The organism is Streptomyces sp. NPDC002520 (genome assembly GCF_053595235.1).
Genome location: NZ_JBSFXG010000007.1, coordinates 252,703 through 277,067, shown reverse-complemented (window position 1 = coordinate 277,067; position 24,365 = coordinate 252,703). Strand labels below are relative to the sequence as shown.

24 protein-coding genes are annotated in these 24,365 nt (G+C 70.1%); 13 read left to right on the top strand and 11 right to left on the bottom strand.

What is annotated here, in order from left to right; all coding sequences use genetic code 11:
* Positions 1 to 1,456 (top strand): RHS repeat-associated core domain-containing protein (locus ACWD5D_RS13770; RefSeq protein ID WP_451372864.1); only part of this gene is annotated, 1,456 nt, incomplete at its 5' end.
* A complete protein-coding gene (locus tag ACWD5D_RS13765) occupies positions 1,453 to 1,914 on the top strand; it encodes a barstar family protein (protein ID WP_451372863.1) in 462 nt (153 codons plus the stop codon). The genes ACWD5D_RS13770 and ACWD5D_RS13765, both read left to right, overlap by 4 nt.
* Before the next feature lie 178 nt (positions 1,915 to 2,092).
* Here the strand turns inward: ACWD5D_RS13765 and ACWD5D_RS13760 are convergent, their stop codons facing one another.
* The 3 genes from ACWD5D_RS13760 to ACWD5D_RS13750 all read right to left on the bottom strand — a co-directional run bounded on the left by ACWD5D_RS13760 (position 2,093) and on the right by ACWD5D_RS13750 (position 3,967).
* Positions 2,093 to 2,407 (bottom strand): hypothetical protein, encoded by a 315-nt coding sequence (locus tag ACWD5D_RS13760; RefSeq protein WP_451372862.1) that lies wholly within the window; start codon positions 2,405 to 2,407, stop codon positions 2,093 to 2,095.
* 153 nt (positions 2,408 to 2,560) lie between these two features.
* On the bottom strand, positions 2,561 to 3,526 hold the full coding sequence (locus tag ACWD5D_RS13755) for a hypothetical protein (RefSeq protein WP_451372861.1): 966 nt from the start codon (positions 3,524 to 3,526) through the stop codon (positions 2,561 to 2,563).
* 33 nt (positions 3,527 to 3,559) lie between these two features.
* Positions 3,560 to 3,967: an ATP-binding protein gene (locus ACWD5D_RS13750; RefSeq protein ID WP_451372860.1), complete on the bottom strand. Its 408-nt coding sequence runs from the start codon at positions 3,965 to 3,967 to the stop codon at positions 3,560 to 3,562.
* Between the two features lie 206 nt (positions 3,968 to 4,173).
* Between ACWD5D_RS13750 and ACWD5D_RS13745 the strand changes: the two genes are divergently transcribed.
* Genes ACWD5D_RS13745 through ACWD5D_RS13735 form a run of 3 tightly spaced genes read left to right on the top strand, consistent with a single transcriptional unit; the run spans position 4,174 to position 6,114 of the window.
* Positions 4,174 to 5,025, top strand: coding sequence for a helix-turn-helix domain-containing protein (locus tag ACWD5D_RS13745; protein WP_451372859.1), 852 nt, complete (start codon positions 4,174 to 4,176; stop codon positions 5,023 to 5,025).
* A 2-nt stretch (positions 5,026 to 5,027) separates the two neighbouring features.
* Positions 5,028 to 5,237: a DUF397 domain-containing protein gene (locus ACWD5D_RS13740; protein WP_451372858.1), complete on the top strand. Its 210-nt coding sequence runs from the start codon at positions 5,028 to 5,030 to the stop codon at positions 5,235 to 5,237.
* Positions 5,238 to 5,283: 46 nt separating this feature from the next.
* On the top strand, positions 5,284 to 6,114 hold the full coding sequence (locus tag ACWD5D_RS13735) for a DUF6082 family protein (protein ID WP_451372857.1): 831 nt from the start codon (positions 5,284 to 5,286) through the stop codon (positions 6,112 to 6,114).
* 144 nt (positions 6,115 to 6,258) lie between these two features.
* Here ACWD5D_RS13735 and ACWD5D_RS13730 read toward each other — a convergent pair whose 3' ends face one another.
* The 5 genes from ACWD5D_RS13730 to ACWD5D_RS13710 form a co-directional block, all read right to left on the bottom strand.
* The gene (locus ACWD5D_RS13730; RefSeq protein ID WP_451372856.1) at positions 6,259 to 6,858 is read right to left on the bottom strand and encodes a hypothetical protein; all 600 of its coding nucleotides are present in this window, start codon (positions 6,856 to 6,858) and stop codon (positions 6,259 to 6,261) included.
* 73 nt (positions 6,859 to 6,931) lie between these two features.
* Positions 6,932 to 8,413: a GntP family permease gene (locus ACWD5D_RS13725; protein WP_451372855.1), complete on the bottom strand. Its 1,482-nt coding sequence runs from the start codon at positions 8,411 to 8,413 to the stop codon at positions 6,932 to 6,934.
* Between the two features lie 113 nt (positions 8,414 to 8,526).
* Positions 8,527 to 8,937 carry a RidA family protein gene (locus tag ACWD5D_RS13720; RefSeq protein WP_451372854.1) on the bottom strand — a complete coding sequence of 137 codons (411 nt, stop codon included), beginning with the start codon at positions 8,935 to 8,937 and terminating at the stop codon, positions 8,527 to 8,529.
* Positions 8,934 to 9,707, bottom strand: a complete 774-nt coding sequence (locus ACWD5D_RS13715) for an IclR family transcriptional regulator (protein WP_451372853.1) — start codon at positions 9,705 to 9,707, stop codon at positions 8,934 to 8,936. Before ACWD5D_RS13715 ends, ACWD5D_RS13720 begins: the two co-directional genes overlap by 4 nt.
* Positions 9,704 to 10,768: a sugar kinase gene (locus ACWD5D_RS13710; RefSeq protein ID WP_451372873.1), complete on the bottom strand. Its 1,065-nt coding sequence runs from the start codon at positions 10,766 to 10,768 to the stop codon at positions 9,704 to 9,706. Before ACWD5D_RS13710 ends, ACWD5D_RS13715 begins: the two co-directional genes overlap by 4 nt.
* A 201-nt stretch (positions 10,769 to 10,969) precedes the next feature.
* Between ACWD5D_RS13710 and ACWD5D_RS13705 the strand changes: the two genes are divergently transcribed.
* Together ACWD5D_RS13705 and ACWD5D_RS13700 are read left to right on the top strand one after the other, a co-directional pair.
* Positions 10,970 to 12,247: an alanine racemase gene (locus ACWD5D_RS13705; RefSeq protein ID WP_451372852.1), complete on the top strand. Its 1,278-nt coding sequence runs from the start codon at positions 10,970 to 10,972 to the stop codon at positions 12,245 to 12,247.
* A 69-nt stretch (positions 12,248 to 12,316) separates the two neighbouring features.
* Positions 12,317 to 13,942, top strand: coding sequence for an N-acyl-D-amino-acid deacylase family protein (locus ACWD5D_RS13700; RefSeq protein ID WP_451372851.1), 1,626 nt, complete (start codon positions 12,317 to 12,319; stop codon positions 13,940 to 13,942).
* Positions 13,943 to 14,033: 91 nt separating this feature from the next.
* On the opposite strand, the gene ACWD5D_RS13695 is transcribed toward ACWD5D_RS13700, so the two are convergent.
* Together ACWD5D_RS13695 and ACWD5D_RS13690 are read right to left on the bottom strand one after the other, a co-directional pair.
* Positions 14,034 to 14,876, bottom strand: a complete 843-nt coding sequence (locus ACWD5D_RS13695; RefSeq protein ID WP_451372850.1) for a trypsin-like serine peptidase — start codon at positions 14,874 to 14,876, stop codon at positions 14,034 to 14,036.
* A gap of 174 nt (positions 14,877 to 15,050) precedes the next feature.
* Positions 15,051 to 16,052, bottom strand: a complete 1,002-nt coding sequence (locus tag ACWD5D_RS13690) for a hypothetical protein (protein ID WP_451372849.1) — start codon at positions 16,050 to 16,052, stop codon at positions 15,051 to 15,053.
* A 128-nt stretch (positions 16,053 to 16,180) separates the two neighbouring features.
* On the opposite strand from ACWD5D_RS13690, the gene ACWD5D_RS13685 reads away from it, so the two are divergent.
* From ACWD5D_RS13685 to ACWD5D_RS13660, 6 genes are all read left to right on the top strand, one after another.
* Positions 16,181 to 17,392, top strand: coding sequence for a pyridoxal phosphate-dependent aminotransferase (locus tag ACWD5D_RS13685; protein WP_451372848.1), 1,212 nt, complete (start codon positions 16,181 to 16,183; stop codon positions 17,390 to 17,392).
* A gap of 87 nt (positions 17,393 to 17,479) precedes the next feature.
* Positions 17,480 to 17,899, top strand: a complete 420-nt coding sequence (locus tag ACWD5D_RS13680) for an SCO4983 family protein (RefSeq protein ID WP_451372847.1) — start codon at positions 17,480 to 17,482, stop codon at positions 17,897 to 17,899.
* Positions 17,900 to 18,182: 283 nt separating this feature from the next.
* Complete coding sequence (locus ACWD5D_RS13675; protein ID WP_451372846.1) at positions 18,183 to 19,265, top strand: hypothetical protein; 1,083 nt, start codon at positions 18,183 to 18,185, stop codon at positions 19,263 to 19,265.
* 30 nt (positions 19,266 to 19,295) lie between these two features.
* Complete coding sequence (locus ACWD5D_RS13670; RefSeq protein ID WP_451372872.1) at positions 19,296 to 20,495, top strand: toxic anion resistance protein; 1,200 nt, start codon at positions 19,296 to 19,298, stop codon at positions 20,493 to 20,495.
* Positions 20,492 to 22,030, top strand: a complete 1,539-nt coding sequence (locus ACWD5D_RS13665) for a substrate-binding domain-containing protein (protein WP_451372845.1) — start codon at positions 20,492 to 20,494, stop codon at positions 22,028 to 22,030. Before ACWD5D_RS13670 ends, ACWD5D_RS13665 begins: the two co-directional genes overlap by 4 nt.
* Positions 22,017 to 22,637: a hypothetical protein gene (locus ACWD5D_RS13660; protein WP_451372844.1), complete on the top strand. Its 621-nt coding sequence runs from the start codon at positions 22,017 to 22,019 to the stop codon at positions 22,635 to 22,637. Before ACWD5D_RS13665 ends, ACWD5D_RS13660 begins: the two co-directional genes overlap by 14 nt.
* Here ACWD5D_RS13660 and ACWD5D_RS13655 read toward each other — a convergent pair.
* Complete coding sequence (locus tag ACWD5D_RS13655) at positions 22,627 to 24,357, bottom strand: Ig-like domain repeat protein (RefSeq protein WP_451372843.1); 1,731 nt, start codon at positions 24,355 to 24,357, stop codon at positions 22,627 to 22,629. The two genes, ACWD5D_RS13660 and ACWD5D_RS13655, sit on opposite strands and share 11 nt — an antisense overlap.
* Positions 24,358 to 24,365 lie beyond the last annotated feature (8 nt).

Below are 24,365 nucleotides of genomic sequence, written 5' to 3'. Positions count from 1 at the left end.
TCAAAACCCGCACCCACTACAACGAAGCGACCGCCTGGTCGCACCACGCCCAGCCACATGCCGCTTGACACCAAACGACATGGGGTGTCTGACCACCCAGTCCGTGACCGGGAGGGGCGGGCGCACGGTGCAGCACCGCGCGTACTCCTACCGCGCCGACGGCAACCTGATAGGAATCGACGACAGCCGCAACGGCTCCCGCACCTTCGACCTGGACGCGGCGGGCCGAGTAACGGCGGTACACGCAGCGAACTGGACGGAGCGGTACGCCTACGACGAGGCGGGCAACCAGACCCAGGCGCAGTGGCCGGCGGACCACCCCGGCCAAGAAGCCGTCGGCCCCCGCACCTACACGGGCACACGCATCAATCGCGCCGGAAACGTCCGCTACGAACACGACGCCCTCGGCCGCATCACACTCCGCCAGAAAACCCGCCTGTCCCGCAAGCCGGACACATGGCGCTACACATGGGACACCGAGGACCGCCTGACGTCAGTGGTGACTCCTGACGGAACCCGCTGGCGTTACACCTACGACCCCCTCGGCCGCCGCACTGCGAAACTCCGCCTGGCATTCGACGGCGAAACGGTCGTCGAACGCGTCGACTTCACCTGGGACGGCACCACCCTCTGCGAACAGACGACGACGTCACCTGACCTGCCCAACCCCATCACCCTTACCTGGGACCACCAGGGCCTGCGCCCCCTCGCCCAAACAGAGCGCATCACCGCCCCCGACGCTCCCCAGGACGAGATCGACTCCCGCTTCTTCGCCATCGTCACCGACCTGGTCGGCACCCCCAGTGAACTCATAGACGAACAGGGCGAGATCGCGTGGCACACCCGCAGCACCCTGTGGGGAACGACGGCATGGGCCGCCGACAGCACCGCCTACACACCTCTACGCTTCCCGGGCCAGTACTTCGACCCCGAAACCGGCCTCCACTACAACTACTTCCGCCATTACGACCCCGAAACCGCGCGGTACCTCACCTCAGACCCCCTCGGGCTCACACCAACACCCAACCCCAGCACATATATCCATAATCCGCACACATGGAGCGATCCGCTTGGCCTCTCACCGAATTGCACAGTCGGCCAGACCCTAGGAGACACATCAAAACTCAAGGGCTGGATACCTACTCAAGTTCCGCCGGAATCTCAGGCCGTCCTCCAGGACATCAGAGAATTCGGCGTCGAAGCGCAGGGCGCCGGCCCCCAGCACATGGGACCTTCCACCCCTCGACCGTTCGAGAACAGCGGAAAGGGTGGGGGATACAAGCTCCCTGAGTTCGACAGTCAAGGAAACCCCATCAGTTATACTGAATGGGGAACCGTTCAATCTCCGCTGAATCCAACTCCGGGTGGAGAGCGTATCGTGACAGGATCCGACGGATCCGCGTACTACTCCCCCACCCATTATCAGACCTATATCGTCATGGAGAAGGGGCGATGAAGGATTTCACTTTGTGGAGCACGTCGGGTCCGTGGCTTGACGTGATTCCCGATACGACGGAGACGCTCGTGACCCGAGCCCTACCGCCCAGCGGACTCATCTACTCCGCCAGGATGGCAGGACGGGAAATGACCCACTCCGATGGGGCCTTTGCTCAATTTTACGAACACTTCCGCCTACCCGACTACTTCGGCTGGAACTGGGACGCCCTGCGTGATTGCCTGCAGGATCTTAACTGGATTTCGGCCACCCATTTTCTACTGACCGTCGACGACGCTGAATTCGCACTCTCGAGCAGTCCCGAAGAACGTGCTATTTTCCATCGAGCATTGACAGATACAGTAAAATATTGGGCCGCAAAGCCGGATCTTCCCGGTCAAGAAAAGCCCACATTCCGAGTATATCTACTGTCCTCTCAGCAGGCCTCACAAGCACTCACTGCGGAATTCGGCGAGTAAAGAACAATCTCGCATCAGCCGCGTATTGCGCATCACAGTGCGAGCGACTCGGCATGAGGGCGCCCACGCCGGATCAGGCCCAAACACGCTAAGCAGTTCGGGCCGTGCGCGCTCCACGCATTTTGTGCCCCGATGTCACGGCCCGACACAGTCCCAGCACCCCGCCCTTATCGATCATTCACCCCTCTTCGATCAGCTCCGCCGCATCCGTGGTGTGCACCGCCCGCTGGGCCCAGACCTCCAACTGGCCGAGGTCAGTGCAGCCCTCAACGCGCTCGCGGACAGCGTCTGTCATCAGGAGGCCGCGCGACTCCAGAATGCGAAAGATCAGGTTGCGGAGCTTCTGGCGTCCTTGCTCAAGCCCTTCTTCACGCCCCTCCCCGCGCACCTGCTCGGCCAGCTGGTGTCGCCAGAAGTACTGGATCGCCGTCATCAGGTCCCTCCAGATCTGCTTCGCCTGAGGACCGGTCAGGTACGAGTCGACGAACTGCACGATTGAACCCGGGGCAGCGGCACGCCATGCCGGCAACAAGTGGAAGACCCAGACCGCCCAAAGACGCGCAGTCAGCCATCTGACCCGTGACTTTGCCTGGGACTTCTGGCCCTGACCTTCCACTCACCACCGGCGCGCCCTCAGCCCGTCCGGTCACGCTTCGATGAACAGCTCCGCCGCATCGGCCACGTGCAACGCCCGCTCGGCCCAGAAATCGAGCTGGCCCAGGTCTGTGCCGGCGCTCACTCGCTCGCGGACCGCGTCCGCCACTGGGATGCCGCGCGACTCCAGAATGCGGAGGATCATCTCGCGGAGCCGTTGACGTCCTTCCTCAAGACCTCGCTCAAGACCTTGCTCAAGACCTTCCTCGCGCCCTCGTTCAAGACCTTCCTCACGCCCTCGCTCAAGACCTTCCTCACGCCCCTCCTCACGCACCTGCTCTGCCAGCTGGTGTCGCCAGAAGTACTGGGTCGCCGTCATCAGGTCCCTCCAGATCTGCTTCGCCTGAGGATCGGTCAGGCACGAGTCGACGAACTGCACGAAGGCCGCGGCACTGTCGGAGTCGATGGTCCGCAGAGCAGCCACCAGGGATTCCAGTATGGCTGCCGCCTGTGGCCCCCGCCCATGTGTCATGGCCGAGAGCACAGCGAGGGACGGGTCCTGCATCGCCTGGCGTTCGTCGGTGATCACCGGCACGTTGTCCGGGCCCAGCACGAGCGGACGCACGGTGAGCGAGTACCAGCCGGGAAAGCCCAGCTGGATCGGACGCGACGCCCACCGCGCCGTAGCGCTGCTCTGCGTGATGACGATGAGCACCGGTTCGCAGCGGTACTTCTCGTACAGGAATGAGAGGTAGTAGGGCCAGCTGCCCCGCTTCCGCTCGTCCACCTTGCTCTGGGACTCGACCACGAGGAGATACGTCCCCTCGTCCGTCTCCGCCCGCAGCAGCGTGTCCACGCGCCGCTCGACCGGTTCGACCTCCGTGAGATCCACGTTCAGCGCGGCGATCTCCCGAGGCTTGGGAAACGGCACGTCCAGCACCCGCTGTAACGCCTTGGTCAGCAGCTCGGGATCCTTCTGGAAGATGCGGTGCAGCGCCTCATGCGACGAGCCGACCATCAGCTCTCCTTTCCGTACGACGTGATCAACGAGCTATGCCGCCACAAGTTCGCACCACACGAACTTCCCCTTGTTTCCGAACCGGGCCGACGGCTGCCAGCCCCACACCTCCGCGCAGGCCCGTACCAGCGCGAGGCCTCGCCCTTCCTCCTCCAGTTCGGCGAGGTGGTCGAGTGGCCGCGGGGGATCGGGGGGCGCGGGGTCCGTGTCCCAGGCTCCGATCCAGATCACCCCCTCGCCCGTCCTGCGGACGCGGAGGGCGGCCGGCCCCTTGGTGTGGCGTACGGCGTTGGCCACCAGCTCCGTCGCCAGGAGTTCCGCCGTGTCCACCACTCCGATCAACCCGTGCATCGTCAGGATCAGGCGCAGGGTGCGGCGACAGACCGTGACGGCTCTGAGGTCGTTCGGGATGTAGAGGGTGTAGTCCCAGGTTTCGGGCATGCGTCCTCAGCTCCGTTCAGATTGCGGGGATTTCACGCACGGTGGCATTGCCGCAGCCGTCATGGCAGGACGAAGCGGTGCACTTCCGCAACGTGCGCGTCTCGTCACCGACGGTAGACCTTAGAATTAAGAGTCGGCAAGGTGATCCCGTAATCTGACCCCCGAACGAGGTGCATGGACAGGCGCGTTGAACCGAGGAGCGGCCGATGGGGACCAAGCGCGAGCCCACAGCGCGGCAGATGCGGCTGGCCGTGGAGCTGCGCAGGCTCCGCGAGGCGGCGGGCCTCAGCTCTCGTGAGGCAGCGGCGTTGCTCGGCGTGAACTCCGTTCAGATCAGCCAGATCGAGGCCGGCACCTCAGGAGTGAGTGAGCAGCGCCTGCGTCGCATGGCTGCCAACTACGCCTGTGTCGACGGAGAGTTCATCGACGGCCTGGCAGCGATCGCCATCGACCGGACACAGGGCTGGTGGGAGGAGTACCGGGGCCAGCTGCCTACGCCGTTCATGGATCTGCCCGAGCTGGAGCATCACGCCCGATTCCGGTGGGACGTGGAGTTCCTGCACGTCCCAGGGCTTCTCCAGAGCGCGGATTACGCTCGCTCCCTCTTCTCGTACGTGAACCCGGAGTTCCCGAAGAGCGAAGTCGAGCGGTGGGTCGATCACCGGATGAAACGCAGGGTCGTCATCGAGCGCCCGGACCCGGTCCCGTACATGGCGGTAGTTCACGAGGGGGCGCTGCGGATCCGGGTCGGGGACCGATCCACCGCACGGACTCAGCTCACCCGCGTCCTGGAACTCTCCGAGGCCGACCACGTCACCGTACGGGTAGTCCCCTTCGATCTGGACCACTTCGGCGGAGCCGGAAGCGCGATGGTGTACGCAGGTGGCCCCGTGCCCAAACTGGACACGGTCGTCCGTGACGGTCCCAGTGGCCCGGTCTTCATCGATGCCGAAGCCCAGCTCAACCGATACCGAGCGCTCTTCCATAGGGTAGAAGCCGTGTCACTCGACCCCGGTCGGTCGCGTGACTTCATCCACCGTCTGTCGAAGGAGCTGTAAGCATGCCGACCCCCGACACCTGGCAGAAGTCCTCCTTCTCCGGCGGCGGCCAGGGCGACGCCTGCGTCGAAATCGCACGCATGAGAACCCACATAGCCATCCGCGACTCCAAGGCCCCCGCCCGAGCCACCCTCACCGTCCCCACCACCGCCTTCACGCCCTTCATCGAAGCCCTGAAGGAAACCCACTTCGAAGCACACTTCGGGGATTGACCGGCTGGCCGTCCGGCGAGGCCGGGTTGGGGTGGCGAGGTGGGCGATGCCGGGCACGGCGGTTGGAAGTAGGCTGCCCGCGCTCGGCCTGGTCACAAGGCAGGCCCGTCTGGGGGTGGTCGACCTGATAGTTCGTCATCGTCCGGTTGCGCGCTGGGTCAGCAAGGCTCTGGGCCTGGTGGCGGCCTCGGCGATCGCGCTGACAGTGGTCTTGTTGTCGCCTTTCGCGCTGGAGGAGATCTCCGGCTCCAGGGGCGTGGACTGGAACCGGCTGAGCCAGATCGGCGCTGCGTACGGCTTCACTTCGGCGATCGTCTCGGCGCTGGCGTTGGCCGGTGTCGCCGCGTCACTGATCGTTCAGAACCGGCAGGCCAGGGCGGAACAGATCCAGGGGATCCGCGGCTATTACCTTGAGCTGGTCCGCCTGGAGCTTGACGACATGGCGCTCTACCAGCCTGTCTGGGGCTACACGGACATCGTCGATCCCGACGAGCGGAAGCGGCACGTGTATGCCGATCTCATGCTGAACTACGCGTGGATGGGCTTCGAAATAGGGACCATCGGCGAGGGCCTGCTGAGGGACATGCTTGCCGGGATGTTCACCGGAGAGGCGGGGCGCGACTACTGGAGCAGGGCTCGTACCTCGTGGGTCGCCCGCTCGTCCGGGAGCCGTGTCGGTCGTCGCTTCGTGGCCGTCGTGGGCGAGGAGCACGCTCGCGCGGTCGCTGCCGGACCGCCGACTCGCTCGCCCCTTGCCCCCGACCCGCCTGCCGCGTCCGTTGCGGGGACATCGCGTGGATGGCGGACATCGGTGGGTGCCCTTGTCGGACTGGGCACGGGTCTGGCGCTCGGATCGCTGCTGCGCAGCCGACGCTAGGGGCTGCCGCCCGGGCACGGGGTGATCACATGGCGGCCGGTGTGATCACTCGGAGCCTCCACCTCCTTCATCAGAACGGCGGACTGCGTGTGCCGGGCCGTCGGGTGACGGCCCGGCACACGCGGTCCGGGGGCGCCGCTTCGGTCAGTCCGTCTCGAAGTAGGCGTCCAGCACCGCGTCCAGCTGTGACTCCCACTCCTTGAAGCTCGCCCTGGCCGTCGCCTCGATCTCTATCGGGAACCAGCGGCGGTCAGGGGTGTGCACCGTGACGGTGAACCGCTTGCCGAAGCGGGGGGACTCCGTCTCGACCGCGGCGATCTCGTCCCAGCGGAACTCGCAGGACTCCTCGTCCAGGCTGAGACGGACACCGCCACGGTCCGCGACGATCTTCGCGCGACGGTCGGAGGCCTCGAACACCGGGCCTTGGCCCTGGTCTTCGGAGCCTTCGGAGCCCTCGGTGGCTTCGGTGGCCTCGGTGACTTCGGAAGCTTCGGCTTCGTCCTTGGACGCGTCCGTCGCCTCCTCCGCCTCGGCCGTCGACTCTTCCGACGCGGCCTTCGACTCCGGCGCGTCCTCCGCCTCCGGTGCCGCTGCCCGCGACTCCGTCGGCTTCGCGTCCTGCGGCTCGGATGCCGCCGCGGACGTCGGTGCGGTGATTCCCGGGATGAAGGCCGGGTCGAATCCGGCGCCCTTGACGGGCTCACCCTTCAGGGGCTGGCTGCTCGATCCTATGCGCTGCTCCACGGCGGCAGTATGGACGACTTTGCTGTGCCGGAACCAGTCAGCCCGGCCGTCCCGCGCGTCACTCGCGTCACGTTCACACGAACACGCCGACCACACCGGCCACCGCGAAGCCCGCCACCGACAGCACCGACTCCAGCACCGTCCAGGTCTTGAGGGTGTCGCGCTCGGTGATGCCGAAGTACTTGGCCACCATCCAGAAGCCGCCGTCGTTGACGTGGGAGGCGAAGATCGAGCCGGCGGAGATGGCCATGATGACCAGGGCGATGAAGGCCTGCGAGTAGTGGCCCTCCGTCAGCAGCGGGGCCACGATGCCCGCCGTCGTCACGATCGCGACCGTGGCCGAGCCCTGGGCGACCCGGAGCACCAGCGAGATCAGGTACGACAGGACGATCACGGGCAGGCCCACGCCGTGGAACGTGTCGGACAGGGCCTGGGCGACGCCGCTGGCCTTGAGGACGGCACCGAAGACACCGCCCGCGCCGACCACCAGCAGGATGTTGCCGACCGGCTTGAGGGACGACGTCGACACCGTCTCCAGAGACTTGCGGGACCAGCCGCGCCGGATGCCGAGCAGGTAGTAGGCGAGCAGCAGGGCGATGGTGAGGGCGACGAAGGGGCTGCCGAAGAACTCCAGCACCGAGCGGCCCGGGGACGGGTCCAGCGCGATCGAGGAGAAGGTGGCGGCCAGGATGAGGACCAGCGGCGTACCGATGATGGCGAGGACGGTGCCGAGCGGGACCGGGCTCTCCTGCGGCCGGACCCCGGCCTTGCGCTGCTCCTCGGCCACGGCCTGCTTGGCCTCCTCGGCCGCCTCGACCATGTCCTGCGGTACGGCGACGAAGATCCGCTTGCCGACCCAGGCGGCGTACGCCCAGGCGGCGAGGACGGCGGGGATGCCGCAGACGATGCCCATGAAGATGACCCAGCCGAGCTGGACGTGCAGGAGGCCGGCGGCGGCCACCGGACCGGGGTGCGGGGGCAGGAAGGCGTGGGTCATGGACAGGCCGGCCAGGAGGGGCAGGCAGTACAGCAGGATCGACTTGCCGCCGCGCTTCGCGGCCGCGTAGACGATCGGCGCGAGGACGAAGATGCCGACGTCGAAGAAGACCGGGATGCCGAAGATCAGGCCGGTCAGGCCCATGGCGAGAGGGGCGCGCCGCTCGCCGAACAGGTTCAGCAGGCGGGAGGCCAGCACCTCGGCGCCGCCGCTGACCTCGAGGATCGCGCCGAGCATGGTGCCGAGGCCGATGATGATCGCGACGTGTCCGAGGATGCCGCCCATGCCGGACTCGATGGTGGAGACGGCGTCGGAGCGCTGCACCGTGCCGAAGAGTTCGGTGACCGAGAGGCCGGAGAGCAGGCCGACGGATATGGAGACGGCGAGCAGGGCGACGAAGGGCTGCAACCGGACCTTGATGATCAGGAACAGCAGCAGCGCGATGCCGATCGCGGCGACCGTGAGGAGTCCTGCGGTGCCGTCGAGGAGGACGAGCAGGCCTCCGGTGTGGGGTGGTGCGGCGGGTGCGGGTGCGGGAGCGGCGAGCGGGAGGGTCACGAGGGGGTCCTCTGGGTAAGGGCATGGTGCTTTCGGGCAGGGAGGATCGCGGCACGGCACCCCTGGGGGCGCCGTGCCGTGCGTGTGCGTGCGGTACGAGAGTCGGGGGATCGTCAGCCGAGGACGGCGAGCGCGTCGATCTCGATGAGGAGGCCGGCCGGCAGGCCGACGTAGACCGTCGTGCGGGCGGCGGGCGGGGCGGTGAGGCCCTGCTCCTCGAAGTAGGCGTTGTAGATCTCGTTCATCTCGGCGAAGTGGTCCACGTCGGTGAGGTAGACGCGGATCATCATCACGTCGTCCCAGCTCGCGCCGCCCTCCTCGAGGATCGCCTTGACGTTGGCGAAGGTCTGGAGGGTCTGCTCGCGCAGGGCCGGGCCGACGGGCGTGGGGGGCTTGCCCTCCTCGGCGGGCAGGAAGCCGACCTGGCCGGCGACCTGGAGGATGTTGCCCTTCCTCACGCCGTGGGAGAACTTCGCGGGCGGAGTGGTGTGGGTCTTCGGGGTGAGCGCGGTCTTGTCGGTCATGCGGGGTCCTTCGTGGGGGCCATCACTGGGGTTCTTCCGGAGTACTCGCCGCTGATCGCGTCCGCGGTACGACGGACCTGCGGGAGCAGGGTGAGGAGTTCGTCGGCGGTGACGACGACGTTCGGCGCGGAGACCGACATCGCGGCGACCACGCGGCCGTCGGCGCCGCGGATGGGGGCCGCGACGCAGTTGATGGACTCCTCGTGGCCGCCAAGGTCGGTGGCCCAGCCCTGTTCGCGCACCTTCTCCAACTCCCGCGCGAACGCGGCGGCGTTGGGTGTGGAACGGGCCGTGTAGAGGGGGTAGTCGAGCTTGTCCGCGATGGCGCGGCGCTCGTGTTCGGGCAGGTCGGCGAGGAGGAGCTTGGCGACGGCGGCGACCGTGATGGCGACCGGTTTGCCGATCCGCGAGTACATCCGCACCGGGTAGCGGCTCTCCACCTTGTCGATGTAGAGGACCTCGCCCTCCTCGTACACGGCGAGGTGGACGGTGTGTCCGCAGCTCTCGTTCAGCCGGGCCAGGTGGGGGTGGGCGATCTCGCGGATGTCGAGGTTCTCCATCGCCTCCTGCGCGAGGGCGAAGAGGCGGGCCCCGAGGCGGTAGCGCTGGTCGGACTGGCGGTAGACCAGGCCGTGTTCGTGCAGCGTGCGCAGCAGGCGCAGCGCCGTGGACTTGTGGACGCCGAGACGGTCGGCGACCTGCCCGAGGTCGGCGGGGCCCTCGGCGAGCAACGGCAGGATGCTCAGGGCGCGGTCGACGGTCTGACTCATGGGGTGATCGCCTCCTCGGTGGCCTGCTCGGCCGTGGCCCGCTCGGCCTGCGTCCAGCCGGGGCCGAGTCGAAGTCTCCCCCATGCGTCGTCGTCCAGGGAGGTCAGGCGGTCGGCGTGGCTTCGGGACGGAGGGAGGCCGAGGTCGCCGGGGGTGGTGAGGGTGGCCGCGGCCATGAGGTGGCCGTGCCGGAGACGGTCCCGGACGGACAGGCCGCGCAGGGTGGCGGAGAGGAACCCGGCGGCGAAGGCGTCGCCGGCACCGACGTGGGCGACGACGTCCACCTTCGGGGCGCGGACGGAGGTCGCGGTGCCGTCGGCGTCCTCCAGGCCGTCGGTGTTCTTGTCGAAGACGGTCGCTCCGCCCTTGCCCTGCTTGACGACGACGATCTCCGGCTCGGGCAGCGCGCCCCTGACGGATCCCGCGCCGTGCAGCCCCCAGGCGTCGCGTGCCTCGTCGTCTCCGACGAACACGATGTCCGCGCGCCGCGCCAGTTCCAGCAGCACCCGCGGCCCGTCGGCGTCACGCCAAAGACCCGGGCGGTAGTTGACGTCGAAGGAGATCAGCGGGCGGTCGGGGCCGGGTGCCGTCAGCTCGCGCAGCAGCTCCAGGCAGGCCGGTGACAGCGCCGCCGTGATCCCCGACAGGTGCAGGACCCGGCAGGACCGTGCCGCCGCCAGGTCCACCGTGTCCACGGCCATGGCGGAAGCGGCCGAGCCGGCGCGGTAGTACGCCACCTCGTGGGCGTCGGTCGCCCGGTCGGCCGCGGTGCGGAAGTAGATGCCGGTGGGGCGGGTCGTGTCGCGGCGGACGTGGGCGACGTCGACGCCGTACGCGCCGATCGCCTCGACGAGGTGGTCCCCGAAGCCGTCGGCGCCGACCCGGCTCACCCAGCGCGTCGCGTGCCCGGCGGCCGCCAGGGCGCAGGCCACGTTGGACTCGGCTCCGCCGATGGCCCGGTCGAAGGAGGGAACGTCGGCGAGGCGGCCGGGGCGGGTGGGAAGGAAGGTGACCATGGACTCGCCGAGCGCGACCACATCCACGACATCCACGGCGTCCATGACATCCACGACATCCGCGGTGTTCACGGTGTCGGGGTCGGCGCTGAGATGTCCGTCGGCGGTCACGATGGTGGTGGCTCCTCGTCCTGTGCCGGGGCGGCGGCTCCGTTGACCCCGTGTTGGCCGAGATGTTAGACAGCAGTAAGCGATATGCGCAACGAACGTTGCATACAGCGCAACGACCCAGATCAGGAGGCCTGCATGCCCAGCGACACCGGCACCGAAGCGCTCGCCCGTCTCGCCGAGGAACGGGTGGACCACCGCTTCAAGGGCCTCCCGCCGGACGCCGCGGGCCTGACCGTCGCCGCGCTGACCGCCCAGGGGCGCAACCTCTTCACCGACGGCTTCACCACCCCCGTCCTCGCGCTGTCCGCCGAGCGCCTGGAGCACAACCTGCGGGTCATGGAGCTGTACACGGCCCGGCACGGCCTCGCCTTCGCCCCGCACGGCAAGACCTCGATGGCCCCGCAGCTCTTCCACCGCCAGATCGAGCACGGCGCCTGGGGCATCACGCTCGCGGTGCCGCACCAGGTGTGGGTGGCCCGCGCCTTCGGCATCCGGCGGATCTTCCTGGCGAACGAACTGGTGGACCCGGCCGCCCTGCGCCGCGTCGCCGCCGACCTGGCCGCCGACCCCGGCTTCCGTTTCGTCTGCTACGTCGATTCCGTGCGCGGGGTCGAGCTGATGGACGCGGCGCTCCAAGGCGCCTCCCGCCCCGTGGACGTCGTGGTGGAGCTGGCCGGCGGCGAGGGTGCCCGTACCGGTGTCCGTACGGAGGCGGAGTGCGCGGCCGTCGCCGACGCCGTGGCCGCCGCGGAGCACCTGCGGCTGGTCGGCGTCGCGGGCTACGAGGGCGAGGTGCCGCAGGCCGACACCGAGCGGGTGACGGCGTACCTGCGCCGGCTCGTCGCGCTCGCCGCCGCCTTCGACAAGGACGGCCGGTTCGCCGGGACGGACGAGATCGTGGTGAGCGCGGGCGGCAGCGGCTGGTTCGACGCGGTCGCCGACGTCTTCGCGGAGATCCCCGAGCTCTCCCGGCCGGTGCTGAAGCTGCTCCGCTCGGGCGCGTACGTCTCGCACGACGACGTGCACTACAGCAGGATCACCCCGTTCAACCGGGTGCCCGAGGAGGGCGCGCTGGAGCCGGCGTTCCGGCTGTGGGCCCAGGTGGTCTCCCGGCCCTCCCCCGAGCAGGCCTTCGCCAACGCGGGCAAGCGGGACGCCGCCTACGACCTCGACCGTCCGGTGGCCCAGGTGGTGCGCCGGGACGGCATCGAGCGCCCGGCGACCGGCGTCGAGGTGACCGCCCTGTCCGACCAGCACCTGTGGCTGGGCACCGCCCCGGAGGCGGACGTCGAGGTCGGCGACTGGGTCGGCCTCGGCCTGTCCCACCCGTGCACGTCCTTCGACAAGTGGCAGCTGATCCCGGTGGCCGAGGCCGACGGGACGGTCGTCGAGTACATCCGCACGTTCTTCTAGGCAGCACGTTCTTCCAGGCAGCACGCTCTTGCGGGCAGGCACGTTCTTCTAGGCAGTTGGGAGCCTTTCGTGGAGGACCTGGTCATCCGTGACGCGGAGGTGGTCGACGGCAGCGGGCAGCCGTCGTACCGCGCCGACGTGGTGGTCGACGGCGGCCGTGTCGTCTCGATCGTCAAGGAAGCCGCGGCCGCCGGCTGCCAGCGGCCGCGTGCCGTGCGCGAGCTGGACGCGGAAGGCCTGGTCCTCTCCCCCGGCTTCATCGACATGCACGCCCACTCCGACCTCGCGCTGCTGCGCGACCCGGACCACAGCGCGAAGCTGGCGCAGGGGGTCACGCTCGAAGTCATCGGGCAGGACGGGCTGTCGTACGCGCCCGTGGACGACCGCACGCTGGAGGAGGTGCGGCGGGCGATCACCGGCTGGAACGGGTACGGCGACGACATCGACTTCGACTGGCGGACGGTCGGCGAGTACCTGGACCGGCTGGACCACGGGTTCGACGGTCACGGGATCGCGGTGAACGCCGCGTACCTCATCCCGCAGGGCACGCTCCGCGCGCTCGCCGTCGGCTGGGAGGACCGCGCGGCCACGCCCGGGGAACTGGAGCGGATGCGGCGGCTGGTCGCGGAAGGTCTGGAGCAGGGCGCGGTCGGTCTGTCCTCCGGGCTCACCTACACGCCCGGCATGTACGCCGGGGACGCCGAACTGACCGAGCTGTGCCGGGTGGTGGCGTCGTACGGCGGCTACTACTGCCCGCACCACCGCTCCTACGGCGCCGGCGCCCTGGAGGCCTACGCCGAGATGGTGACGCTGACGCGGGAGGCGGGCTGCCCGCTGCACCTGGCGCACGCCACCATGAACTTCGGTGTGAACGAGGGCCGCGCGCCCGAACTGCTGGCGCTGCTGGACCGGGCGCTGGACGCGGGCGCGGACATCACGCTGGACACCTACCCCTACACCCCCGGCTCCACCACCCTGGCCGCGCTGCTGCCGAGCTGGGCGAGCGAGGGCGGCCCGGAGGAGGTCCTGGCCAGGCTCGCCGACCCGGCGACGGTCGAGCGGATCCGGCACGATCTGGAGGTCACCGGCTCGGACGGCTGCCACGGCGTGCCCATGGAGTGGGAGACGATCGAGATCTCGGGCGTGACCGACCCGGCGCTGAACGATCTCGTGGGCCGTACGGTCCGGGAGTCGGCCGCTCTGCGCGGCGAGACCCCCTGGACGACCGCCCGGCGCCTGCTGGTCGAGGACCGCCTCGGCACGACGATCCTCCAGCACGTGGGCCACGAGGAGAACGTCCGCACGATCATGCGGCACCGCGCGCACACCGGCGGCTCCGACGGCATCCTCCAGGGCACCAAGCCGCACCCGCGGGCGTACGGCACCTTCCCGCGCTATCTCGGCCACTACGTACGGGAGTTGGGCGTGCTGACGCTGGAGGAGTGCGTCGCGCATCTCACCGCGCGCCCCGCGGCCCGGCTGCGTCTGCCGGACCGCGGGCTGGTACGCGAGGGATACCGGGCCGACCTGGTCCTGTTCGACCCGGCCACGGTCGCCCCCGGCGCCACGTTCGCCGAGCCCCGCACGCCCCCGACGGGGATCCCGTACGTCCTGATCGACGGCCGTTTCGCCGTCGAGGACGGCCGGCGCACGGATGTCCTGGCGGGCCGGACGGTCCGCCGCACGCCCGTCTAGACCACCGTCACGGCTACGGCTACCGCGACGGCCAGGGCTATCGCGACGGCCAGGGCTACGGCGACGGCTACGGCTACGGCTACGGCTACGGCTACGGCTTGGGGAGTACGCAGCCGGCCGCGGCCAGGTCCAGCTTGTTGCCGGTCGTGAAGCAGGCCGGGATCTGGTACGTCTCCTCGGCGTAGTTGATGCCCTTGCGGACGGTGATGTTGCCGCTCGCGTCGACCTCGCACGGGTTGTTCTCGGTGCAGCTCTGGCCGTCCTCGTTGCCGGTGTTGTTGACCGCGACGACGTTGCCGGTGGCGGTGTCGATCACCGGGGAGCCGGAGGTTCCGCCGATGGTGTTGCAGGCGGGGGTGTAGCGGACCGAGTCCTTCCAGGTCCAGCCGCCCTCCTTCAGCCGGTACACGAACCCGTCGACGTCGCAGCTGTAGATCCGCTTCCAGTACCCGGAGACGACCTTGATGCCGGTGCCCGCGGCCGGGTGCGTGTTCTGCACGGTGAGCGCGCTGATGCCGTACGAGCTCTTGATCGCCGCGTAGGTGGTGGTCAGCCGGTAGATCGTGACGTCCGTGTCGGTCATCGTGGAGTACACGACCTGGTTGGCGCGCAGGGTCGCGATCCTGGAGCCGGAGGAGTTCAGCAGGCCGAAGCTGCGGCTGGACGACTGGCCGGTGATCACCTGACCCGGGCTCGGGAAGCCCGTCTCCAGGCAGTGGCCGTTGGTCATCACGAGCGCGGGGTCGCTGTCCGCCGAGCCCGGGAAGCGGACGACGGAACCGGAGCAGTTGCTGAGCGACACCGTCCCGGCGAAGTTGACGGTCACCGCCTTGGCGGCCTCGACCGCGTGGCCCTGCGGTGCGGCGACCGCGGGTGCCGCGCCGACCCCGGCCATCACGAGGGCGGACAGGGCGGCCAGGAGAGGCTTGTTCATGTGGGGGTCCCCTCTTACGACGTGGGCGACCGGAGATCTTCCGGTCGCCTGTCATTGTCATGAGCATTCTCACGACAGGGGCGCGTGTGGGCAAGGATCTGGCGCCGAGTCGGCGAAGAGTCGGCCGTGAAGGCTGCGCACAGCCTTCACGACGCACCGTCAGTTCCGCTCGTCCTAGCTGGGCTTGCGGCCGTGGCCGCGCCCCTTGTTCCAGGGGCCGCCGGGGGTGGCGGGAGTCGCGGAGGGGTTCGCCGTCGCGGATGTGGGAGCGGTCGATCCCGGGGCGGACGAAGAGGGTGCGGCCGTCGTCGGGCTGCCGGCCTTCGCGGCTCCCGCGCCCGGCCCGGGCGCGGTGCCGGTCGGGGTGGGGGTGGCGGACGGCGAGGCGCCGCGACCGGTGCCGGCCGGGGCGTCCGGGGAACCGGTGGCCGACGGCTCGGTCGCGGTACGGGACGCGCCGGGGGCGCCCTCCCCCTTCGCGGGATTCCGCCCTCCGCCCGGGGAGTCCGAGCCACCCAGGCCGGCGAGCACAGCGACGGTACCGGCCACGCCGACCACACCGGCGACGATCGCCAGCCGCCGACGGCCGAGGCGCTGCCGCTGCCGCCGACGACCGGCCCGGCCGTGCGGCTCGGAGGGGGCGGAGGGCATGGCGGGAGCCCCGGGCGCGGCGAGGGCGCCGGGCGCGGCGAGGGCTTCGAGTGCGGCGAGGGCTTCGAGTGCGACGGTGTCGCCGAGGACGTCCGGATCGTCCGAGCCATGGGAGGCGTGTGGCGCGTGGGATGCCTGCGGTGCTTGGGGCGCGTGCGGCTCGTGCGCATCTTGCGGCCCGGCCACCCCGTGCGGCCCGGCCACCCCGTGCGGCCCGGCCACCCCGTGCGGCTCCGCCACCCCGTGCGGCCCGGCCACCCCGTGCGGCCCGGCCACCCCGTGCGGCCCGGCCACCCCGTGCGGCCCGGCCACCTCGTACGGCCCAGCCGCTTCGGATATCGCGGGCAGCTCGCGCGTCTCGTCATACGCGTTCTGCCAGCCGTGGGCGGAGGCAGGGTCGGCGTATCCCTCGTACGAGGGGGCCGGGGCCTCCTGCGGGAGGTACACCTTGGGCAGGGCCTGCGGCTCGTCACCCGCACCGTGCGCGCCGTACGCCCCCGCCCCCTGCGGGCGTTCGGTCGTCATGTGGGGGGATTGTAGAGACGCGTGTGACACGTGTGACAGTTACCGGCGATAACAGCCCAAACCCTTCCTTGTCTCGCGTGGCGGAAAACACGGGGCACCGGGCAGTGCCTGGCCGTAAGCTCACGGACATGCAGGTGATCCAGTCGACCAAGCTCTCCAACGTCTGTTACGAGATCCGGGGTCCGGTGCTTGAGGAGGCGATGCGGCTGGAGGCGGCCGGTCACCGCATCCTGAAGCTCAACACCGGCAACCCCGCCGCGTTCGGCTTCGAGTGCCCGCCGGAGATCCTGGAGGACATCCTCCGCAACGTCTCCTCGGCGCACGGCTACGGCGATGCCAAGGGCCTGCTGGCCGCCCGCCGCGCGGTCGTGATGCACAACCAGACCCTCGGCATCGAGACCGACGTCGAGCACGTCTTCATCGGCAACGGCGTCTCCGAGCTGATCGTGATGGCGATGCAGGGGCTGCTGGACGACGGCGACGAGGTGCTCGTACCGGCGCCGGACTACCCGCTGTGGACGGCCGCGGTCTCCCTGTCCGGCGGCACGGCGGTGCACTACCGCTGCGACGAGCAGTCCGACTGGATGCCCGACCTGGCCGACGTCGAGCGCAAGGTCACCGACCGCACCAAGGCCATCGTCATCATCAACCCGAACAACCCGACGGGTGCGGTGTACGACGAGGCGATGCTGAAGGGCCTGACCGACATCGCCCGCCGGCACAACCTGCTGGTCTGCTCCGACGAGATCTACGACAAGATCCTCTACGACGGCGCGACGCACACCCCGACCGCCAAGGTCGCCCCCGACCTGCTGACGCTGACCTTCAACGGCATGTCGAAGGCGTACCGGGTGGCCGGCTACCGCGTCGGCTGGATGTCCGTCTCCGGGCCGCGCGCGCACGCCGACTCCTACATCGAGGGCCTGACGATCCTGGCGAACATGCGCCTGTGCGCGAACATGCCGGGCCAGCACGGGGTCGTCGCCGCGCTCAGCGGGCGCCAGTCGATCAACGACCTGGTGCTGCCGGGCGGGCGCCTGAAGGAGCAGATGGACACGGCGTACGAGCTGCTGACGCAGATCCCGGGGGTGACCTGCGTACGGCCCAAGGGTGCGCTGTATCTCTTCCCGCGGCTCGATCCGAAGGTCTTCAAGATCAAGGACGACCGGCGGATGGTCCTGGACCTGCTGCGCCGGGAGAAGATCATGGTGGTCCACGGCACCGGCTTCAACTGGCCCGAACCCGATCACTTCCGGGTCGTGACGCTGCCGACGGTGGGCGACCTGAGGGACGCGGTGACGCGGATCGGGTCCTTCCTGGACGGATACGGCCAACCGTAGCCGCGGAACCTCACACCGCGACCCGACTCAACTTTAGACGAAATCTAAGCTAGGATGGTTTCCTGTCAGAGCGCAGGAGGCCATCCCATGTACGAACCGATCCGCACCAAGTCGGTCCACAGCACGATGGCCGACACCCCCGCGGACTTCCCCCACCGGTCGCGCGAGGAGGAGCTGGACATCCAGCTGGCCGGTCACCTATCCGCGCTGCTCGCCGTCACCGACGACCTGCGCGCCCTGACACCGTGCCCCGGCCTGGACGCGGCCGCGGATCGCCTCGCCGGCGAGGTCGGCCGTCTGCGGGGCGGACGCGATCCGTTGCGCGCGACGCCGGCCGCGACCGGCGATCCCGCCGCCCTGCACCGACGTGCGCACGCCCTTGCGGGGCGCGCCTTGGTCGTCGCCGCGTCCCGCGCCGACACGGCGGCGGCGATCCTGTCCGCCGAACGCATGGACGCGCACGCCGCCGCCCTCGCCGGCCCGAAGGAACTGAGCGCGGCCCTCTGACCCCTCCGGGTCCCCCTGACGGCCCCGGGCCGCGCGCACCCGCAGCGACGCGCGGCCCGGGCGCCATTCACTGCGTGGGCCTGATCCCGGGTGCGTTCCGCCGTGGGAGTTCGTGTCGTCCTGCGGCTGCCGGTTGTTCGTGCTTGCTCGCGCCCACGCGGCGGAGCCGCATATCGACACAGCCCCGCGCCCCTCGGGGCGTTGCAGTGCCGGTGCCGTTATGTCACCCCCCGTTCACCGACCGCCTCGGGGAATGTTGGGTTCCGCGAGCACGATCCCCGGCGTGAGACGTATCGCGGGAATCGTCCTCGCGGTCCTGCTGATCGGCGGCGTGGTGGCTGCTGTCGTCGCGGGGCGGCATGGTGAGGACAAGGGCACGGCAACGAAGACCGTGCGAGGAGTGATCGGGTCGGAGAAGGCAGACTTCTTCGCCGATCCCGACGTGGTGAAGGCCCTCGCCGCCAAGGGCTACACCGTGAAGACGGAGGCGTCGGGGTCCTGGGCCATGGAGGGCCTGGACCTCAAGGGGTACGACTTCGCCTTCCCGTCCAGTCAGGCGCCCGCCGACCAGCTGGCCGCCAAGTACCACGTGCAGGAGCCGCTGCCCCGGCCGTTCTACTCGCCCCTCGTGGTCGTGGCCCACCGCAGCGCCGCCGAGGTGCTCGCAGGCAACGGGCTGGCCACGCTCGACGGCAAGAGCCGCGGCACGCTGAAGATGGCCGCCTACCTGGACGCCGCCCGGCACGACCGCACCTGGCAGCAGCTCAAGGGCGCCTCCCGGCACGGGGAGTTGACCGGCACCCTCTATGTCGCGAGCACCGACCCGGAGTCCTCCAACTCGGGCGCCCTCTACCTCGCCGCCGCCTCGTACGTCGCCAACGGCGGCAAGGTGGTCGCGAGCGACGCCGACATCGACCGCACCGCACCCCTGCTGCACACGCTCGTCAGCGTGCAGGGCGCCCAGCAGTCCAGCTCGGACGCGGTCTTCAGGGACTTCATCAGCGGCGCCGGGAACCCCCTGGTGCTGGTGTACGAGTCCCAGGTCGCCTCGATGCTCGCCGAGCAGCACGGCACCGGCGCGGACGACCTCGTGGTCCTGTACCCGGACACCACGGTCAACAGCGACCACACGGTCGTGGCGCTCGACGCGAACGGCCGCGCGCTCGGGGAACTGCTCAGCACCGACCCCACCCTGCGCAGGCTCGCGGCCCGGCACGGGTTCCGGCCGCAGGGCGACGCCACCGAGTTCGTCTCGGCCACCGCGGCCCACGCCGCCTACCTCAACCAGCAGCTGACCGGCGTCCGGCAGGCGCCCGTGCCCACCTCCGCGGTGCTGCACGAGATGGCCCGCCGGGCGCGCGGATGACGGGGGGATCCTGTGAGCAACTTCGACAAGATGGTGCCGAGCGGCGGTGAGCCCGCGCCCACGCTCAGCGGCGACGACGTCTTCACGCTGACCCCGCCCGAGGCCGTCAGGCCCGTGCCCCGGGACAAGGCCGGCGGGCTGGTGCCCGTCGAGGACGGCGTACGGTCCGACATGGCGCGCAAGGCCGCCGCCTACGTCGACGGGCTGGCCTCGCTCGACGCCCGCTCGCCCGAGTTCGCGGGCAAGGTCGGGGAGATCACCTCCCTGGGCGCCGGCGACATGCGCACCGCGGCCGCCCAGTCCAACCGGATGCTGGAGCGGGCCGTACGCAGCCTGCCCGACAAGGGCGGCGACGCCCAGGGCAAGGTCGCCGGCTCGCTCGTCGAACTCCGGCGCGTGGTCGAGGACCTGGACCCGCGGGACCTGCCGGCGAGCAAGGGGCGCAAGTTCCTGTCCAAGCTGCCCGGTGGGAACAAGCTGCGCGACCATGTCGCCAAGTACGCCTCTTCCCAGGGCACGTTGAACCGGATCGTCGGCTCGCTGCGCGGCGGGCAGGACGAACTGCGCCGGGACAACGCCGCGTTGCAGACCGAGCGGGTGCGGCTGTGGGAGACCATGGGCAAGCTCCAGGAGTACGTCGTCCTCACCGAGGCCCTGGACACCGCCGTCGAGGAGCACATCGCCGGGGTCCCGGACCCCGGGCAGGCCGACCACCTGCGCGCCGACGTCCTCTTCCCGGTGCGGCAGAAGCACCAGGACCTGCTCACCCAGCTCGCGGTGTGCGCGCAGGGCTACCTCGCCATGGACGTCGTACGCCGTAACAACGACGAGCTGATCAAGGGCGTCGACCGGGCGGCCACGACCACCGTCTCGGCCCTGCGCATCTCGGTGATGCTGGCCTCGGCGCTCGACAACCAGAAGAAGGTGGTCGAGCAGGTCAACGCCCTGCGCGGCACGACCGAGGACCTCATCAGGGCCAACTCGGAGATGCTCGCCACGCAGAGCGGGGAGATCCAGCGCATCGCCGCCGACCCGGCCGTCGGCGCGGAGACGCTGCGCTCGGCGTTCCAGCAGATCTACCGCACCCTGGACGCCATCGACACCTACAAGGTGCAGGCGACCGAGGTGATGGCCTCCACGGTCCAGTCGCTGACGGACGAGCTCCAGCACGCGAGCGCGTACCTGGAGCGCAGCCGGTCGCAGGGCGCGCTGGAGGGGGGACTCGGATGAGACGGCGCGCACTGGCCCTCCTGACCGTCACGGCCGCGCTGCTGACCGGCTGCACGACCGGCCAGGAGCACAAGGACGACCCCGCGGCCCCGAAGCCCGGCACTCTCCGGGTCCTCGCCTCCAGCGAACTCAGCGACATGAGGGCCGTCTTCGACCGCGTCCGCGAGGACACCGGCATCACCGTCCGGCCCACCTACATGGGCACCCTGGACGCCGTCGACCTGGTCGCCAGGGGCAAGGCCGACGGGGCGTACGACGCGCTGTGGCTGTCCTCGGACGACTATCTGCGGCTGCGCCCCGAGGCGGCGAAGAAGGTGGTCTCGGAGACACCGGTCATGTCCAGCCCGGTCGCCATCGGGGTGAAACCGGCCACCGTACAGGCGCTCGGCTGGAAGCCCGAGCAGGTCACCTGGTCGCGGATCGAGCAGGCCGTGCAGGACGGGAAACTGACGTACGGCATGACCGACCCCGCCCGCTCCAACTCCGGGTTCTCCACCCTCGTGTCGGTCGCCTCGGCCCTGTCCGGCGCGCAGTCCGCGCTGACGGACGCGGACGTGGCGAAGGCGACGCCCCGGCTGAAGGAGTTCTTCAAGGGGCAGAAGCTGACGTCGGGTTCGTCGGGCTGGCTGGCGACGGCGTACAAGCGGCGCGGCACGGTCGACGCCCTGCTGAACTACGAGTCCGTTCTCAAGGGCATCCCGGGCCTGACCGTGATCCGCCCCCGTGACGGCGTCGTCACCGCCGACTACCCGCTCTCCTCGCTGGCCGCCACCGGTGTCCGCACCCGTGAGGACGTCCGCAAGGTGGTGGAGGACCTGCGCACCCCCGCGGTGCAGAAGCTCATCACCGGCACCACCCACCGCCGGCCGGTGGTCGCCTCGGTGCCGCCCGCGTCCGGTCTGGACACGGAGCGGCGGCGCGAACTGCCCTTCCCGGGCAGCCGTTCCGTCGCGGACGGCCTTCTCGACTCGTACGAGAACGAGCTGCGCCGGCCCTCGCGGACGGTGTACGTCCTCGACACCTCCGGCTCGATGGACGGCGAGCGGCTGTCGTCGCTGAAGAAGGCGCTGACCGGTCTCACCGCCGACTTCCGCGACCGCGAGGAGGTCACGCTGATGCCGTTCGGCTCGGACGTGAAGAGCGTGCGCACGCACGTCGTGGAGCCGGCGGACCCGAAGGCCGGTCTCGACGCCATCCGGCGGGACACGGCGGCCCTGGACGCGGACGGCGACACCGCGATCTACACCTCGCTGGAGAAGGCCTACGACCATCTGGGCACCGACCGCGACACGTTCACCTCGATCGTGCTGATGACCGACGGCGAGAACACCACCGGTGCGAAGGCCGGGGACTTCGACGGCTTCTACCGCCGGCTCACCGGCACCCGGCGGGACATCCCCGTCTTCCCGATCCTCTTCGGCGACTCCGACCGCGCGGAGCTGTCGCACATCGCCGACCTGACCGGCGGCCGTCTCTTCGACGCCCGGCACGGCTCGCTGGACGGCGCCTTCAAGGAGATCCGTGGCTACCAGTAAGGTCCTCGGCTATCTCGAGTCCCGCAAGAACCTCACCGGCGCCGCCTGCGGCCTGGCCGGTCTGGTGCTGACCTTCACCGGGGTCGCGGGCGCGTACTGGCCGGTCGTGGTCGCCGGGCTGTACGGCGCTGGTGCGCTGATCGCCCCGCCGGAGCGGCCCGCGCTGCCCGACTTCCCCGATCCGTCCGCCCAACTGGACGCGGTGCGCGGCGACTTCGAGAGGCTCGGCGGCTACCTCGCCGACGTCGAGCTGCCGCCGGCCGCCGAGGGCCTGCTCACCGAGCTGACCGGACTGCTGGCCGCGCTGCTCGACCGCGACTGGGGCACCGAGCTGCTCGCCCATGACCCGGAGGGCGTGCACACGCTCTCCCGGGTGGTGCGGCAGGACCTTCCGGAGGCGGTCGACACGTTCGTGCGGACCCGGTGGTGGACCCGGCTGGCCCCGGGACAGGAGGCCCCGGAGCGCCATCTGGAACGCCAGTTGGGGCTGCTGCGGGACGAGGCCGGACGGCTGGCGGCGGACCTGCGGGAGACCGAGGCCCGCCGCCAGGAGACCCACACCCGCTATCTGGAGGAGCGGGGCGGGGGCGGCGGGATCAGCGCGTGACCTCGACCGTCACCGAGGCCTCGGACCCCACGTGCAGGTCGTCGCCCGGCCAGCTCACCGTGTAGGTCACCGCGCGCCGGGCGCGCGGGATGTCGTCGACGGTGAACGTGCCGTCGGCCGCGACGGTCACCGACGACAGCGTGCCGGTGCCGAGCTTGTCGGTGCGTACGACCTTCAGCACCGCCCGGTCCGGCAGCGCCTTGCCCTGCGCGGTGAAGGTGCCGGTGAGGTGGACGCCGTCGAGCGTCGCCTGCGCCGGGGCGGTCAGCGCGATCGAGGTCGGCGCCTTGGCGACGGTCACGGTGTGCGTGACGTCCGCGGCGGGCCGGTGGGTCAGGTCGCCGAGGAAGGACACCGTGTACGTGGCGTCGCCGACGAGGTCGGGCTCGTCGAGGACCGTGAAGGTGCCGTCCGCCTTGACGGGGAAGGTGCCCAGGTCGTGGCTGCCGTTCGCGTCCGTGCGGGTCGCCGTGACCTTCGCCGGGGTGCCGGGCGCGGGTCCGTCGAGCTCCAGCCTGCCGCGCACCGACAGCGGCTCGCCCGCGACCGCCTGGGCGGGGCTGTGGGTGAGGCCTGCGGTGAGGCGGGTGTCGTACTGGACGGCCGGCGGCTGGACGATGTGCAGCCAGAACTGGGTCCCGGCGGCGTTGGTGGTGACCGCGAACAGCCGGGAGCCGTCGGCCGCCCACTCCATGCCGCGCGGGGCGACCCGGTCGCCGTCCAGGGAGCCCTCGAAGACGAACTCCAGCGGGGCGGTCGCGTCGGTGGGGTCGGCGGGCTGGATCAGCAGGTCGGGTGTGGCGCCGGTGGCCGCGGCGCCGCGCGCGACGTATTTTCCGTCGCCACTGAAGGCGACCGAGCTGGCGGTGGCACCGGCCGGGAGCGGCTGGTAGCCGTTCGCCGCGTCCGACAGGTCGCCGGTGTCGAGCAGCCGGGTGCCGTAGGCGGCGTCGGCCACGGCGACCTTGCTGCCGTCGGCGGAGAACGCCATGTCCTTCAGGTCGAGCGCGCCGTTGCCCGTGCTGTCGGCGAAGCGGCGGGCGGCGCCTCGCACGAGGGAGCCGCCCGCGGTGTCGTACACCGCGACGAAGGGGTTGGCCGCGTTGTCGTTGCGCGGCTGGCCCATCAGCATCCGGTCGCCGGGGCCGGCCTCGATCTTGAGCTTGCCGTAGTCGTTCCAGCCGGTGCGCGTGTACACGCCGTTCACGATGCCGTCGAGGTTGGTCTGCGCCGCGTAGCCGCACGCGCCCACGTACTGCGAGTACGGCGTGGTGACGTACAACTGCCCGCCGGAGAAGGCGAGTTCCCGGCCGCAGGTGTCGGTGTAGGTGCCGGCGACGGTGGCCGCCTCGAAGGTGGTGGTGTCGTACGTCTGGATCTGCTCGCGCAGCCCCGCGTAGAGCTTGGTGCTGTCGGCGTTGAGAGCCAGACCCGAGACGTGGTACGGGGTCTGGATGGTGGTGAGGCGCTCGCCGTCGAAGCTGTAGACGGCGATGGTGCCCTTGTTGAGGTAGTAGTCGGTGTTGCTGTCCGAGACGAAGACGCGCTGATGCACGTTGTCGACGGCGATCGCCCCGTACGACGACATCGGCAGCTTGACCACCGCGTCGGAGGCGGCCGCGTGGGCCGCGGGCGCCACGGCGACGGTCAGACCGGCTCCGGCGAGCGTCGCGGCGAGCGCGGTGGCAGCGAGGCGTCCCGAACGATGAACTTTATTCAACTGTGCCC

Excerpts from the sequence above, each read along its gene's own strand:
- ACWD5D_RS13765 (WP_451372863.1), top strand. The coding sequence starts at position 1,453 with ATGAAGGATTTCACTTTGTGGAGCACGTCGGGTCCGTGGCTTGACGTG.
- ACWD5D_RS13755 (WP_451372861.1), bottom strand. The coding sequence starts at position 3,526 with ATGGTCGGCTCGTCGCATGAGGCGCTGCACCGCATCTTCCAGAAGGAT.
- ACWD5D_RS13750 (WP_451372860.1), bottom strand. The coding sequence starts at position 3,967 with ATGCCCGAAACCTGGGACTACACCCTCTACATCCCGAACGACCTCAGA.
- ACWD5D_RS13745 (WP_451372859.1), top strand. The coding sequence starts at position 4,174 with ATGGGGACCAAGCGCGAGCCCACAGCGCGGCAGATGCGGCTGGCCGTG.
- ACWD5D_RS13740 (WP_451372858.1), top strand. The coding sequence starts at position 5,028 with ATGCCGACCCCCGACACCTGGCAGAAGTCCTCCTTCTCCGGCGGCGGC.
- ACWD5D_RS13735 (WP_451372857.1), top strand. The coding sequence starts at position 5,284 with ATGCCGGGCACGGCGGTTGGAAGTAGGCTGCCCGCGCTCGGCCTGGTC.
- ACWD5D_RS13720 (WP_451372854.1), bottom strand. The coding sequence starts at position 8,937 with ATGACCGACAAGACCGCGCTCACCCCGAAGACCCACACCACTCCGCCC.
- ACWD5D_RS13715 (WP_451372853.1), bottom strand. The coding sequence starts at position 9,707 with ATGAGTCAGACCGTCGACCGCGCCCTGAGCATCCTGCCGTTGCTCGCC.
- ACWD5D_RS13710 (WP_451372873.1), bottom strand. The coding sequence starts at position 10,768 with ATGGACGCCGTGGATGTCGTGGATGTGGTCGCGCTCGGCGAGTCCATG.
- ACWD5D_RS13705 (WP_451372852.1), top strand. The coding sequence starts at position 10,970 with ATGCCCAGCGACACCGGCACCGAAGCGCTCGCCCGTCTCGCCGAGGAA.
- ACWD5D_RS13695 (WP_451372850.1), bottom strand. The coding sequence starts at position 14,876 with ATGAACAAGCCTCTCCTGGCCGCCCTGTCCGCCCTCGTGATGGCCGGG.
- ACWD5D_RS13690 (WP_451372849.1), bottom strand. The coding sequence starts at position 16,052 with ATGACGACCGAACGCCCGCAGGGGGCGGGGGCGTACGGCGCGCACGGT.
- ACWD5D_RS13685 (WP_451372848.1), top strand. The coding sequence starts at position 16,181 with ATGCAGGTGATCCAGTCGACCAAGCTCTCCAACGTCTGTTACGAGATC.
- ACWD5D_RS13680 (WP_451372847.1), top strand. The coding sequence starts at position 17,480 with ATGTACGAACCGATCCGCACCAAGTCGGTCCACAGCACGATGGCCGAC.
- ACWD5D_RS13670 (WP_451372872.1), top strand. The coding sequence starts at position 19,296 with ATGGTGCCGAGCGGCGGTGAGCCCGCGCCCACGCTCAGCGGCGACGAC.
- ACWD5D_RS13665 (WP_451372845.1), top strand. The coding sequence starts at position 20,492 with ATGAGACGGCGCGCACTGGCCCTCCTGACCGTCACGGCCGCGCTGCTG.